Source organism: uncultured Cytophaga sp. (assembly GCF_937863595.1).
GTDB lineage: Bacteria > Bacteroidota > Bacteroidia > Cytophagales > Cytophagaceae > Cytophaga.
This window is the reverse complement of sequence record NZ_CALMGQ010000186.1, coordinates 19009-34059: the sequence shown is the minus strand read 5'-3', so window position 1 is coordinate 34059 and position 15051 is coordinate 19009. Positions and strand designations below refer to the sequence as shown.

Sequence of the window (15051 nt, the reverse complement as noted above, 5' to 3'; positions counted from 1 at the left end):
CTGAGAATATACTCAGGAGCTTCTTTGCTTTTAACTATCCAAGACTTCTTTTTTCCAACTGTAGCGATCATCTTTCAACTTCCAAATATAGCCATCAATTATGTAATGACTTATTTGTGGCACTGACAACAACGGGATTATAATGGATAATAAGATAGAATTATTGATTGAAGGTAAGTCCTTAAAAATGGCAAAATAGTTTTGATGTTCATTCCAAATCAATGAATCCCAAAGGCCTTCTTCAATAAATGCAAACACAAGTAATACCATGGAATACAGTACTATTCCTTTCCAATTGAATAGAAGACGGTACCAATGTGGTGTTGCTGTATCTCCCGATTTCTTTGAGCCATAAATCCAGATTAATACCATATAGGGTATACCATGTGAAACTACATTAAATAGCGTAAATATTAAATCGGAGTTGAAATATACAATTCCCATATACCAAGAAATAAATGTCCCTAAGAGCAATACATTTTTAGGAATATTAAGATACTTTCGTCTATACGATTCAACTATTTCAAAGACAATATATACGCCTATTATCAATGCCAATAAAAGTTTGAAATAGGGAACCATGAATTCAAAATTCAATGAAATAAAATCGTTTTTTACAAACCATACAAATATGCGATCGGGACTACAGTGCCAAATTAAAATAGGAATACTCGTAATTGCATACATCACATAAATGGTATACGTATACAACCAATCATTTTTATTCTCTGTACGCATATAAATTTTAAGAAATCCATACTGCTGCCGAATAAAATGATAGACGGCTAAATAAGCGAGTATACGCCAAAATAAGAGTGAACCGAATATATAGAAAATGACACCTGCAATCCATACCACAAGAGGCACAAGTAATAAAAATGAACGATGCTTTTTATAGGTTATTGGATCTAGATATGTTCTAAATAGTGTACTATATACATGCGATACATCAACCCCCATCACAATCAATATCCAAACGATTGGACTCACGTCTGCATGCTCATTAAAATAGTGGGGAAACAAAATGATAGATACTAAAATAATAAAGGGCCAAGCCAAAATACCCAAGCCATCAACTGCAGCTGAATGTATCCACGTTTGTTTTTTAATTAGATGCATTGCCTTTTTTTAATACCGCTGTAGCAGCTGTGATACCTTGATAAAAAGCTTCTTCAAAAATAGAAATCCCACTTAAATCTGTATGAGCAAAATAAATGGAACCTAATATAGGTGTTAATGCCTTTCTTTTTTCTTCTCCCCAAATAAAACCCACTTGTGGCTTTATCATAGCATGTCCCCAAATAAACGCATCATAACGAATAATGCTTCCCTCAATATCACTGTACACCTGCTTTAAATCGTTAAGCATCATGTGTGTCAACTCTGCATGACTTGTTTGTAGCAATTTCTTACGACTCATTTGTTTTTCGTCAAATGCATAGTAATAGGTTAGATTAATTTCTGGTTGATGTCTCTGCACATATTGTGCATTTGAATTTATATAGCCAAGGGCAGGACTATTATAAATAACATTATCCCACGACAAAGGAGCCCCGCCTTTTTCTATTAAATTATTTTTTACCAATAGATTGCCAACCATCCAAGAAGAGTAATGGAATGCATCGTATGATCGGTTTTTCAATTCAGCAATATTGGTGCGTATATGTCCGATTACAAACTGCGGACAAGCAAAAATAATATTGGCGCAATTCCATTGTTCTACGTTTCCCGTTATAGTATCTAGACTTACCACTTCATACCTCTCCCCTTTTTTATTCACTTCATAGGCCAGATTACCAACACGGATATTAGAAGCTATGGGCTGCTTTAATTTTTCCATTAACCATGCATTTCCTTCCGGCCAAGTTAATTGATCGTGTTCTTCTGAATTCGCTGCAACTCCTCTTCTAGAACAAAAATAATGTAAGCCTGCCCAAGCGGACGTATCTTCTGTCGAGGTTCCAAAATCATCTTTGCAACAATAATTCACATACCAATATAAATACGTCGAAGTATATCCTTCTTTACGTAAATAATGTTCCATGGATATTGCATCAAGATTGGCATAGGTCTTATCTTTAGAAGAATTCTTTAGTGGAAGTGAAAATGCATATAAACCATCGGAGCCCTTCACATGTTTCAGCCTTTTCATTTCAGACTGGAATCTACGTATCTGCTTTTTATCGTCTTCTGCTAATCCAAAATTGGGAACAATGCCGCTTTGCCAGTGTCCATGTATGTACAAGCGATCTTCTGGTGCAGCACACAAATATTGTTCATTATAGATGGGCAATCCATTTTCAGAAAAAGATTCAATCACATCTATCTCTTTTAAAAAATCAATCAGTTCTTTCATTTCCAAAGACGGTAAGGGCAAGTAATGTGCACCAAATGGATATTTTCCAGCAACATTTTCACCATTGCGCGCATTGCCACCAGCAGTAGGCTCTAGCTCTAATATGACAAAATTAGATTCGCCTTTTTTAAACAATTCATTTGCTGCACTTAATCCCGAAATTCCCGAACCAATTATGACTACGTTAACTTCATGAATTCGATCTGTCTTTTTAAAGGGTGTATTCCAAAGTAGATGTCCAACTTTATACGAAGCCGATTTAATTTCTCCAAGGATAGGTACATGCAACAGTTTCTTTTTTATCCATTGATATATATACCCAACTAATGGGATAGCAAAAATCCCTAGAATAATAAAAATGATAAATTTCTTTCTTGAAAATTGACGCATCGTTATTGAACAAACTTGCTCCATTCTTGATCAAAATACTGCACGAGTACTTGATTGTTTAAGCGATTAATTTCTACAGGTCGTTCGCTCATGTCCTTTGAAAAGAAACACATCTGATCAAATAATATCGGACTAATATATTTCAAATCCTTTGGGTAAGATTGAGCTTGATTGAAACTTTCTTTGTAGCCAATGATGTAGCCCCATTCGCCAAAGGATGGAATGTACGTATGATACGGCAGTGTATTAAAGCCACTTTTTTTCAAGGTAGCATTTACACACCAAAAGGATAATGGAGCAAAATAGGGGGAAGTAGATTGAATAACTGTACAACCATTTGGTTTCAACAGTTGGTACAAGCGATTATAAAAGGTAGATGAGTATAATTTCCCTAAAGAAAAATTTGATGGATCTGGAAAATCGATAATAATCGTTGAAAAAGTATTCTTTTGATTGAGTGCCCAAATAAATGCATCGTCGTTTATAATTTCAACTCTGCTATCTGAAAAGGAATGATTGTTTAATTTTGACAATGCGGGATGTGATTTAAACAACTTTGTCATTTCAGGATCTAAATCCACTAGAATAATTTTTTTAACATCTGGGTATTTTAACAATTCACGAACAGCCATGCCATCGCCACCTCCCATGATCAACACCGTATCTCTATCTATAGCATTGGCCATGATTGGATGCACGAGTGATTCATGATATCGATATTCATCTAGAGTAGAAAATTGCAAATTGCCATTTATATATAAACGCAATTCGTTTTTGCTGTTTGTTACAACAATACGTTGATAGGGCGAAGATTTGGAAATAATAATTTTATCGTGATAAGCGATAGACTCGGTATATTGTTGAATGTAATCTGCCAAAACAAAACATGTCAACATAAGTAAGAACACCAACCAAGCAACCGAAATTAAACTCCGAATATATTTTACTTGATTTTTGAACGTGTAAATAACCCATAATGCAACTGCGGTGTTTATTATTCCAAAGAATAAGGATGTGCGAATAAGTCCAACATGAGGCACAAAAAATAATGGAAATATCAACGATGCCAATAATGCACCGATATAATCAAATGTAAAAACCTCCGATACAAGATCTTTAAATTCAAATTCTTCTTTGAGTATGCGCATAAGAATTGGAATTTCCAAGCCAACAAACATGCCGGTTAAAGAAACAATTGCATATAAAATTACTCTAAAGTATACAACTTGATCAAATACGAGAAATAATAATGTAGAACTAAATCCACCTATTAAACCTACAAGTAATTCAATTTGGATAAACCATACAATTAAATTTTTATTTAAATAACGCGACAGATATGAACCAATACCCATTGCAAATAAATAGGTACCAATGATGGTTGAGAATTGCGTAATAGAATCACCTAACAAATAACTTGCTAAGGTACCTGCAACCAATTCATATATCAATCCGCATGTAGCTATTACAAAAACGGATAATAGTAAAAGCGTTGATTTTGTAAGTCTTCTTTTATGCAATGTATTATCCATGTATCGCTGAAGAAACAATGATTGCAATGGCAATAATAAATGCACCAGCAATGATTGCCAAAGCATGATTTTTATTTACCAGTATTTCTTTCCATAAATTTTCTGGTGTTATTTTTTCAATAACCCAAAAAGCAAAAACCAAAATAAAAATTCCGATGAATGAATATAAAATAGAAGAAATAACGTATTTGATTTGAATGTAATTTTCCATGAGTATATGTGTTTATTTGTGATTGTTTTTATGTCCTTCGGGTGCCCATTTCTCAGCGCTTGATCCGAGCAAGCGCCAGCCAGTCATACCTGCGTATATGAATAAAAGAATACATATAAACATGAGGCCAACCAACCATTTAACTTTTAGATATTCCTTTATCATTATCCTGCTGAGTTACTATTTTTCCACCTTGATTCGTTGAACGTATGAATATAAATCATACAACCTATTGGCATAGACAAACCAATTACTAACAAAAGTATAAAATTACTCCATAGGTTTACTCCTTTTGTGAGGGTTAATCTATATGAAGTTGGCTGAGTCAAACTATATGTTTCAGCAAATGATTTTATTACAATGCGGTATGTGCCATTCTCACTTTCTGAAAGTGTGATGGTATGCTCTGTCGACCCTTCCGTCCAATCACTTCCAAAATAATATTCCACTCCATTTTCTAAGAAATATTCTTGTCCAGTATTGTCATTAATCATTTGGCAGGATACTTCAAACCAATTATTACTTACAGGGGCATATAAAGAAACATCTACTGCCGTAGAATTGAATAAACTTGATATCTTAAACGGCTCGGAGACAAACATATTTGAATCTGGGTAGTACGTACCCCTATCTGTTATTTGTATGTGGTGCAAAGCACTTACTTGAATAGAATCAACATTTTCATACGACAACGTTGAACTTGGATTTATCTCCTGCTGCAAATCAAATACAGTTGCCTCATCACTCATAAAAAGTAATATATAAACGGCACCAATCATTGCTAATAAAAAAAAGAAGGCAACTTTCCTTAAAATAGAATTAGAAAAATCTAAAGGTATTGGTTGAATTGAAAATACACCTGAGCGACTAGGGAGCCAAACATTTTTGCCGAAATTGAAAATCGTTTTTAATTTAGATTGAGTAATATACTCGCTTTTATACCAGGTAACGTGGGTATTTTTTTCTTCTACAGTTAATCCATATGGAGGATAAATGAATTCTCTAACACGCGGTTTTTCTTTGTCTATTATGTCCCAAAAAAATTCTCCTTCGGCTGCAACGTGAACGGTTCTATACGAATTAAAATATAAAAAATAATTTCCCTCATATAAAATCTCTCCTCGCGTGTTAGATTTTATTGAATGCGGCAATCGCTCCACATAACTCCAATGTCCTTCATACTGGATAAAAGAAGCAACCGTTTCATCTTCATATTTAATTGTATAATCATTCCAATAATAACTTGTTCGGTCTTCTTTCACCTCCACAACTCCGATCAATTGGAATTTCTTTCCTTTATATTCGCCCGTTGTGCCAATAGGTATAACCGAATTTAATGTTCTTTTAAAGTGCGCATAAAAAGTAAGTGTACCTAAATGATTTTGAAAAAGATTATTGCACTTTTTACAAACAATATAAAGTGCTTTATCACCTAACATGCTGCTAATTTTATTGCTACACTTAGGGCAGGTATAGTGTATATAATCTTTCTCTACTACCGGTTTCCAGCTCATTACAATTTGATATTTAAATCTTTTAAATTAACAGTTTGCCCTGTAAACATTTCAATAACATTATTAGAATATAAATTAAAGTGAATTAGCTCCTTGTTATTACTGCATTCGATACTAACGCCTTTTGATTGCGAATAGTTAAAATCGGGTAATTCTCCTTCCATATAATAAGCATAAAACAAACTTAATTCATCCACAGTATATTCCATACCCTTATAATCAAAGACATGCTCTACTCTCAATTTTGCAACAGGTATCGCAGAAACATCTTTTTCAGGTTTAAGAATAAACCACTCGCCTAAACACTCACACAACCAAATGTATGTATTGTGGCTGTATGCAGCCCATTGATATAAATATCCTTCCGTATAAAAGTACCGAATGTATCCTGTAATTTGATACTGCTGGTTATTATATAAAAAAGAAGTATGCATTAATTCATTTCTGTACTCTTGAGGTTTTTTTGTTTTTTTTACCTCTACCATTGAATGGGTATTTCTTGAAATGAGTTCTTTACAATGACTACATAAAATAATTTCTGTATATAGATATTTTGTATGTGAATGTACCTTACAATATGGACACATTATTAAATCCATTATCGTTTCACTTCATTTTTATCTACAGAAGTTGCCTTAAAATAGTGTACACACGCATCAAATAAACCACGCGCTTTAGCATCGTTTTCTTGCTTAAAATTTGATAAAAATATATCTATTGTAATTAAATTATATTCTGGCCAAGAGTGAAATGCAATATGTGATTCTGTTAAGCAAATCATACCCGTATATCCTGCACCATCAAATGCATGATAAAATTCACCCAATGGAGTTAAGGTATAACTAATAATTTTTTCAGTAATCCATTGTTTAAAAGGAGAATAATCGCTTAAAAGTACGACTTCGTTGGTGTGTATTGTACCTAATACATGCAAGCCAGGGGCGTACCCATCCTTATTAAACATATTCGAAAATATAAAATATTAAAATTCTCTAAAAATATCCTTTTTGAAAGGTTTTAACAATTTTTTCACGCAACTATAAATTATTATAATATATAGCCCGCATAAACGGGCTATATATTAACTAAATTCCACTTCGATAACAGCAATCGTAGGGATGTGAACGCCACCTTTTAGGGTGATAAATTGATTGTCTGCAGACCAAATCGTGGTATTTACCATCATCATCTTTCCCTCTTCTGTCATGAAGGTCATTTTAACTTTTCCATGATATGCATTCCCTAGACGTTCTGCTCTTTCCAAATATATTTGTCTCAATCTTCTTTTAACGGGATCTTCTAATACGTCAACATTTGAAAATAAAATACCTGCTAAATCCTCTTTTTCTACCAACGTTACTTCCTGGTGTTCCATGTTTCCCATAATACTCGCCCTCATTTTAACAATCAAATTCCAATATGTTATATTACGAAATACTCGAATTATTGTTACTAATTATTTTTAAATCAAAAAAAGGGATGCTCTTATGCATCCCTTTAAATTTAATATTTAATTCTGAAGGAAATTAGTGTCCCATTTTAGTATTTGCATCGAATGAATTCAAATCTTCAAATGCTTTCTTTAAACGAGCTACAAATGTGTCTTCACCTTTACGTAACCAAACGCGTGGATCGTAGAATTTCTTATTTGGTTGATCTGCACCTTTAGGGTTACCGATTTGTCCTTGTAAGAATGCTTCGTTTCCTTTGTAGTAATTTAAGATACCTTCCCAGAATGCCCATTGCAAATCTGTATCAAGGTTCATTTTAACTACACCGTAACCGATTGCTTCACGAATTTCTTCTTGAGTTGAACCTGAGCCACCGTGGAATACAAAATCCAACGGATTTTCTTCTGTACGACCGTATTTAGATTTGATAAAATCTTGAGATTTTCTCAAAATTTTCGGCTCTAATTTTACACTACCAGATTTATATACACCGTGAACGTTACCAAATGCAGCTGCAATTGTGAATTTATCACTTACTTTTTTAAGTTCTTCGTATGCGTAAGCAACTTCTTCAGGCTTCGTATATAATTCGTCTTGGTGAATACCAGAATTATCTACACCATCTTCTTCACCGCCTGTAACACCTAATTCAATTTCAAGTGTCATACCTATTTTGCTCATACGATCTAGGTATCTTTTGCAAATTTCGATATTTTCTTCTAATGGCTCTTCAGAAAGATCCAACATGTGAGAAGAATACAATGGCTTGCCATGTACTTTGTAAAATGCTTCACCAGCAGTTAACAAACCATCAATCCAAGGAAGTAATTTTTTTGCTGCGTGATCTGTGTGCATGATAACACCTACACCGTATAATTCAGAAACTTGATGTACGTGGTGCGCACCAGAGATTGCACCTGCAATTGAAGCTTCTTGGTTGCCGTTTGGCAAAGATTTACCAGCGTAGAATTGGCTACCACCGTTAGAGAACTGAACAATAACTGGAGAGTTAGCAAGTTTTGCCGTTTCCATTACTGCATTTACAGTACCCGTGCTTACTACGTTTACCGCAGGGAAGGCAAGTTTTGCTTTTTTAGCTGCTGCAAATAAATCCTGAACTTGATCGCCCGTGATTACGCCAGTTAGCGCTTTGCTTGTTACATTTTCAACCATACTATTTTGTTTATTATTTCTTTGTAGTTGGATACATTACTTCCTATCAAAAGGAAGTTTTAAATATACAAAAAAAGCATAAAACACTGTATCAAATAGCCTTAAAATTGATTTTAATGTAATAATTCCTGTTTTTTTGGATAATACCATGTTCCTTTATGAACTGATTTAGATAGAATACACCCATTTTTAACATCCATTCGGCTAATTTTATATTTGCTGAGAATACTTAAGTACCTTGCAAGGATTATGCGTCTTCGGTCTAAACCCATTTTATGCAATTATTACGTAACCTATCGCTGCAATGCAAGTTGCAGCTTTTGTGATATATGGGAAAAACCATCGCCTTACGTTACCCTTGAATCTGCCGCTCAAAACCTGGGAGATTTAAAACGCTTGGGTGTAAAAGTAATTGACTTTACGGGTGGCGAACCCTTATTACATCGAGACATAGACAAACTGTTGCGCATGGCCAAAGATTTGGGCATGATCACAACAATCACTTCAAACGCGATGCTGTACCCAAAATGGGCCGAGCGTTTGAAAGGCTTGGTAGACATGCTGCATTTTTCCTTAGACTCGCCTGATAAAGCAGAGCACGATACATTGCGTGGAGTGGCTTGTTTTGATTTTGTAATAGAGTCGATTAAAATAGCTACATCGCTTGGCGAACGTCCAGATATCATTTTTACGGTATTCGACCACAACATTCATTTAATAAAACGGATGTATGAAGAGATCTGTTTGCCCAACAATTTAATTTTGATTTTAAACCCTTCCTTTGAATACAACCAAGTAGACATTGGCTCGAGTTTAAAAGAAAAGGATTTGGCAGAACTTAGCTATTGGGCGAAGAAAAAAAATATTTATATCAACGAAGCCTTTATTCAATTGCGCTTAGACGGTGGCAATCACATTGTAGACCCGATTTGTAAAGCGGCTTCTTCTACCCTAGTTATTTCGCCCGAAAACAAATTGATTCTGCCTTGCTATCATTTGGGTACAGACTCTTTCGATATCAATAATAATTTGTTCGAACTCTATCATTCAAAAGAAGTCAAAGCAATCATTGCTCAAGAAGGGAAACTCGAAGCCTGCGAAGGTTGTACCATCAACTGCTACATGCAACCGTCGTTTGCGGTGGAGATTAATAAGTATTGGTTTAAAGCATTGCCTAGTACGCTGAAGTACAGTTGGGAAAAGGGAACTTGGAAGCGGTTGTTGGGGTGAGGAAAATGGTTTAAAATTGCAGTCAAAGACTGCCCAATAAATGACACCAGTGACGCTTCACTTAACACTGGCGCCAGATGGTTATTGGGGTGAAGATGTCTGAATTTGGATCCGTAAGATTAAAATGATTAGTTGGATTGAATGAGCTGTTGGAGTCATCATTTCTCACCTAAGTACTAGTCAACGCGTTGTTGCGCCTTTTCTGGCCAACAACCTGCAAATGTATGGTGTTACTTTTTATCTTTATTAGCTAACACCATTTGTCTGAATTGGGATTCGTAGGATTAAGGGATTATTTGGATTCAATGAGGTATTGAAGTGATCAATCGCCCCACACCCTTCGCCTAAGTTCGGCTTTTCAACCAACCCCCAACTACTCTTTGATGATAAATTTTTCACCCTTATTACCGCTACCGATCCCAGCGGGATCGCATATTTATAGAAAAAAATTACCATAATATCATACGCGCAATACCGCAGGTATTATTTTATGTAATCTCAATGCCTACGACATCGCGCGTATTTATTTTTGTATGGGTTTTACTATAAATATGTGACCCCTCTGGAGTCATGACGAAAAGGTTGAGTTTAGCTCTTTTACGTGGTTGGTTTCACTCTGCAACGATCAACCAAAGCTCGTCGAGGTTGTGCCTTTTCTGGCCAACAACCTGCAAATTTATGGTGTTACTTTTTATCTTTTTAACGCTCATTCTTTACGAAACCTATGAGGTCTTTCCTCCATCACCTATACGCATTCGAATTACCTGCACCTTAACGTAGAAGACCTCATAGGTTTGGCTCGCTAATGTAGACGCAGCAAGAAATAAATACAGTCAAAGACTGCCGAATAATAGACACCAGTGACGCTTCGCTTAACACTGGCGCCAGAAATTCTCGTAACGAAATGTTATTATTTTAGCATTGACCTGTAACCTTTTTGCATAGTTGAATATGCAAAATATACTAAAAATGTATAGTCGGCTATACAATTCGCTTTCACATGTACGATTCCCGCCTTTACTTCTATCGTTTTGGGTACAAATACAACAACGGGTACATTTGCTTTTAGGTGACAGCTATATTAGCTAATTGCTGCATTCAAATCTAATTACCCATTCCCCAACATTCACATATCCCCTAATCCCTTCATTTTATTCATTCACTTTGTTATATTTACATATATACATTTACACCTAAGCCACATGAATCTTCGTATCTTTTTTGATCCCGTTAGTATTGAGTTGCAACCTTCGGATTTATTAGAGCCGTATATATTTGCCAATACCATTCATTTTTACAAAGATACCTTTCCAGATTTGAATGGGGTACACATTGCTTTGGTGGGTTTATCTGAAGAACGTGGCTCTACTACCAATCGGGGTGCTGAAAATGGTGCAACTGAAATTCGAAATAAATTATACAGACTACGCCGTGGTACGGGTAGCAACAATATTGTTGATTTAGGAAACTTACGCGTTGGTATCAACGTCGAAGAAAGTTACCTGCGTATCAAAGAAGTATGTGAATACTTATTAGAACTAAATATCATTCCGATTTTATTTGGTGGCACGCACGATCTGGATTTAGGACAATATCAAGCCTATGCGAATACCAATAAATTGATTAGTGTATTGAATGTGGATGCACACATTGACATGAATATTCCTACGGAAGATACCAGCAAAACACATTTGCACCGCATCTTACTTCATGAACCGAACTTCTTATTCAACTTTTCCCAATTGGCCTATCAAACCTATTTGACAGACCAAGAAACGCTGAATGTTCTTGAAAAATTATACTTCGAAATGTATCGCATTGGCCAGATGCGTGAAAATTTAGAAGAGATTGAACCTGTTATTCGCGATGCCGACATGCTCAGCTTTGACATTACCGCCATACGCAGCAGCGATGCTGCAGGCAATGCAAATGCACAACCCTTTGGATTGACAGGCGAAGAAGCCTGCCAAATTTGTTGGTATGCAGGATTGAATTCGAAGTTAACATCTTTTGGTGTTTACGAATACAATCCTTTATTCGACGAACGCAAACAAACGGCATCCGTCATAGCAACCATGATTTGGTATTTCATAGAAGGGTTCTACAACCGTAAAGACGATACCAATTACAGTGGAGAAAAATACGTACGCTACATCGTACCTATGCAGGGAGATCCTGCGCAACTTACGTTTTACAAACATTTGCAAACAGAAAAATGGTGGATGGAAGTTCCTTTCCCAAACAACAAACACCAATATGCACGTAACTCTATTGTTCCGTGTTCCTATACAGATTACCTAACCGCCAACCGCGGAGAATTACCTTACCGTTGGATTAATACGCATGCAAAACTCATCTGATGCTGCTCCGCTGAAGGAGTATACAAAGAATCAATTGGCGCTGCGCAACGGACAAGACAAACCCGAAATTTGGTGTGCGTTTAAAGGAATCATTTACGACGTCTCAAAATCAAAATTATGGCGCAATGGAAAACATTACGAACACTGGGCCGGACAAGATTTGACAGACGAAATGAAAGACGCCCCACATACGATAAATGTGTTTGATACATTGACGGTGGTGGGGAAACTAAAAGAGTACGGAGTATAGAGTACTTAGTACGAAGTAAAAAAAACGCTAATATATAACGTTGCAGGTGGTTGGTCGAAAAGACACAAGCCACGGCGAAAATTTAAGCATTTCCGAATATATATAATTTAAAATTTTCAACCTACTTTGTACTTTATACTCAGTACTTAGTACTTCTTCAAAAGCATGATTGCAATCGTCGATAGTGGTTCAACAAAATCAAATTGGTTGTTCACGGGTAAAAAAACCGGGGCTGATTTTTCCATACGTACAACGGGTATCAATCCCTTTTATCAAACAGCTGAAGAGATTCAGGAAGCCTTGCAAAAAGAATTGGTTCCGAATCTTCCACAGGCAAGTTTGATTACGGAGGTTTATTTCTATGGGGCGGGTTGCGAAATGCCCGCACAACAAGCGATCGTGGCTAAGGCCATTTCGCCCCTATTTAATAATTGCATTGTACATGTAGATAGCGATTTGATTGCGGCTGCACGTTCGGTGTTGGCAGACGAAGCAGGAATTTGCTGTATCAGCGGAACGGGGTCGAATACCTGTTATTACGATGGCCGTAAGATTGTGCGTAATATCAACTCCCTGGGCTTATACATGGGCGACGAAGGTAGTGGTGGCTTTTTAGGCAAACTGCTTGCTCGTGATTACATACGGGAGTCTATGCCCGCAGGTATACGCGCACGCTTTGAAGTATTCACTGCGGATCGTAAAAGTGACATTATGGATAAGGTGTATAAAAAACCGTTTCCCAACCGCTACCTAGCATCGCTTGCACCTTTTGCAATTCTACATAAATCAGAAGCATATATCAACGCATTGATTGAAGAAAATTTTCGTTTGTTGTTTGACAATTGCATTTGTAGGTACGATCATTTTGAAACATTACCTGTTCGGTTTATCGGATCTATTGGTTTGCACTTAAGGGAAGCCCTTGAAAAAGTTGCTGCAGATAAAAAAGTAACCATTGATAAAATAGTGGCCGACCCGATGCAGGGTTTAAAAGAATATCATTTGAAACACACGATATGAACATCACTGAATCTTCATCCAATTATTCAAATTTGGAACAGATGTCTGTTTCAGATTTATTGACAAGTATCAATACCGAAGACAAAACCGTACCGCTTGCGATTGAAAAAGCCTTGCCTCAGTTAGAAGCACTTATTCATTCCATCGTGCCACTTATGAAAGCAGGTGGCAGATTATTTTATATTGGTGCAGGTACCAGCGGCAGACTCGGTGTAGTAGATGCATCTGAATGTCCGCCTACGTATGGCGTACCACAAGGCATGGTTGTTGGCATCATTGCTGGTGGTGACTCTGCCATTCGCAAAGCGGTTGAGTTTGCAGAAGATGATGCAACACAAGCCTGGATCGATTTGAAGGCATACAACATCAATACAACTGACACCGTTATTGGCATAGCAGCATCGGGCAGAACGCCCTATGTAATTGGCGGATTAACGGCTGCAAGAGAAGCAGGAATCAATACGGGTTGCGTTGTTTGCAATCCATATTCTGCAGTAGCTGCAGCTTGTGTGTTTCCAGTTGAAGTGATCACGGGTCCAGAATTTGTTACAGGAAGTACACGCATGAAAGCAGGAACGGCACAGAAGCTTGCACTGAATATGATTTCTACTTCCGTTATGATTCAGCTGGGTAAAGTGAAAGGGAATAAAATGGTGGACATGCAATTGAGCAATTTGAAATTAATTGATCGGGGTGTCCGCATGATTATGGATGAACTTTCTATGGATGCAGAAGCCGCAAAAAAACTGTTGACTGAAAATGGCTACAATGTACGCAACGCCATAAACGCATACAAAGGCCATGCATGAAATCGAACCTTTTTATAATTGGGAAGAATATTATACCTCTGTAGAAGATGTGCAATCGCCTTTTTATGAAGCGGAGTATAATACCGAATCGTATAGCAATGCTATTTATGGATATTACATTCATCCGTTTTGGGATTCGATCGGATCGGAAACACTATATGTAAAAATACTTTTTGCAGATTACGAGGAACAAGTCGTAGTCATTGAATTTATAGGAGAATGGAATGACACCTTGCATAATGACATCATGCACTTCAAACGCAATGTACTTGACATCTTGCTTGCAGAAGGAATTACAAAATTTATTTTAATCGGAGAAAACGTCATGAACTTTCATGGTTCAGACGATGAATATTATGCCGAATGGTTTGAAGAAATTGAAGATGGATGGATTGCAGCCATCAACTTTAGAGAACACATTCTAGAAGAATGGAAAAAATACGGATTGGATTATTACATTAATTTTGGAGGTACGCTTGAAGTCTTGAATTGGCGGACGATGAGACCGCAGGTATTTTGTCAGACAGTTGAAGGTTTGATTCAAAAAAGATTAGACTAAATGAAAATAAAGATGGTTGGCCGAAAAAGGCAAAACCATAGCAAAAAACGAAGTGGAAATTATAAAAAACAAATTCCAAACTACTAGAGTATTCTAATCGTTTGGAATTTGTTTTTTATCTTTTGGAATTTTCTTTTGGGAGAATTATTTTCACTTCGCCCTGGTTGTTTCTTTTCGACCAACCATTTACCAATTC

General features: G+C 36.3%; 15 protein-coding genes. 6 read left to right on the top strand and 9 right to left on the bottom strand.

Annotated elements, in window-relative coordinates:
• Positions 1-30: 30 nt before the first annotated feature.
• The 9 genes from Q0543_RS16585 to fbaA form a co-directional block, all read right to left on the bottom strand.
• On the bottom strand, positions 31-1119 hold the full coding sequence (locus Q0543_RS16585) for a hypothetical protein (RefSeq protein ID WP_299255673.1): 1089 nt from the start codon (positions 1117-1119) through the stop codon (positions 31-33).
• Positions 1106-2746, bottom strand: a complete 1641-nt coding sequence (locus Q0543_RS16580; RefSeq protein WP_299255671.1) for an FAD/NAD(P)-binding protein — start codon at positions 2744-2746, stop codon at positions 1106-1108. Before Q0543_RS16580 ends, Q0543_RS16585 begins: the two co-directional genes overlap by 14 nt.
• Before the next feature lie 2 nt (positions 2747-2748).
• Positions 2749-4278, bottom strand: a complete 1530-nt coding sequence (locus tag Q0543_RS16575; protein ID WP_299255669.1) for a polyamine aminopropyltransferase — start codon at positions 4276-4278, stop codon at positions 2749-2751.
• Entirely contained in the window at positions 4271-4489 is a 219-nt protein-coding gene (locus Q0543_RS16570; protein ID WP_299255667.1) for a DUF350 domain-containing protein, read from the bottom strand. The genes Q0543_RS16575 and Q0543_RS16570 overlap by 8 nt, the downstream gene beginning before the upstream one ends.
• A gap of 164 nt (positions 4490-4653) precedes the next feature.
• Positions 4654-6003, bottom strand: coding sequence for a DUF4178 domain-containing protein (locus Q0543_RS16565; protein ID WP_299255665.1), 1350 nt, complete (start codon positions 6001-6003; stop codon positions 4654-4656).
• Positions 6003-6488, bottom strand: a complete 486-nt coding sequence (locus tag Q0543_RS16560) for a DUF4178 domain-containing protein (protein WP_299255663.1) — start codon at positions 6486-6488, stop codon at positions 6003-6005. Before Q0543_RS16560 ends, Q0543_RS16565 begins: the two co-directional genes overlap by 1 nt.
• Before the next feature lie 113 nt (positions 6489-6601).
• Positions 6602-6967 carry an S-adenosylmethionine decarboxylase family protein gene (locus tag Q0543_RS16555; protein WP_299255661.1) on the bottom strand — a complete coding sequence of 122 codons (366 nt, stop codon included), beginning with the start codon at positions 6965-6967 and terminating at the stop codon, positions 6602-6604.
• Positions 6968-7084: 117 nt separating this feature from the next.
• On the bottom strand, positions 7085-7378 hold the full coding sequence (locus Q0543_RS16550; protein ID WP_299255659.1) for a hypothetical protein: 294 nt from the start codon (positions 7376-7378) through the stop codon (positions 7085-7087).
• Positions 7379-7529: 151 nt separating this feature from the next.
• Positions 7530-8627 (bottom strand): class II fructose-bisphosphate aldolase, encoded by a 1098-nt coding sequence (gene fbaA / locus Q0543_RS16545; RefSeq protein ID WP_299255657.1) that lies wholly within the window; start codon positions 8625-8627, stop codon positions 7530-7532.
• A gap of 249 nt (positions 8628-8876) precedes the next feature.
• Between fbaA and Q0543_RS16540 the strand changes: the two genes are divergently transcribed.
• The 6 genes from Q0543_RS16540 (at position 8877) to Q0543_RS16515 (ending at position 14855) form a co-directional block, all read left to right on the top strand.
• On the top strand, positions 8877-9857 hold the full coding sequence (locus Q0543_RS16540) for a radical SAM protein (protein WP_299255655.1): 981 nt from the start codon (positions 8877-8879) through the stop codon (positions 9855-9857).
• A 1202-nt stretch (positions 9858-11059) separates the two neighbouring features.
• The gene (locus tag Q0543_RS16535; RefSeq protein ID WP_299255653.1) at positions 11060-12217 is read left to right on the top strand and encodes a formimidoylglutamase; all 1158 of its coding nucleotides are present in this window, start codon (positions 11060-11062) and stop codon (positions 12215-12217) included.
• A complete protein-coding gene (locus tag Q0543_RS16530; RefSeq protein ID WP_299255651.1) occupies positions 12201-12467 on the top strand; it encodes a cytochrome b5 domain-containing protein in 267 nt (88 codons plus the stop codon). Before Q0543_RS16535 ends, Q0543_RS16530 begins: the two co-directional genes overlap by 17 nt.
• Before the next feature lie 165 nt (positions 12468-12632).
• Entirely contained in the window at positions 12633-13487 is an 855-nt protein-coding gene (locus tag Q0543_RS16525) for a hypothetical protein (protein WP_299255649.1), read from the top strand.
• Positions 13484-14296, top strand: a complete 813-nt coding sequence (gene murQ / locus Q0543_RS16520) for an N-acetylmuramic acid 6-phosphate etherase (RefSeq protein ID WP_299255647.1) — start codon at positions 13484-13486, stop codon at positions 14294-14296. Before Q0543_RS16525 ends, murQ begins: the two co-directional genes overlap by 4 nt.
• Positions 14289-14855, top strand: a complete 567-nt coding sequence (locus Q0543_RS16515; RefSeq protein ID WP_299255645.1) for a hypothetical protein — start codon at positions 14289-14291, stop codon at positions 14853-14855. The genes murQ and Q0543_RS16515 overlap by 8 nt, the downstream gene beginning before the upstream one ends.
• Positions 14856-15051 lie beyond the last annotated feature (196 nt).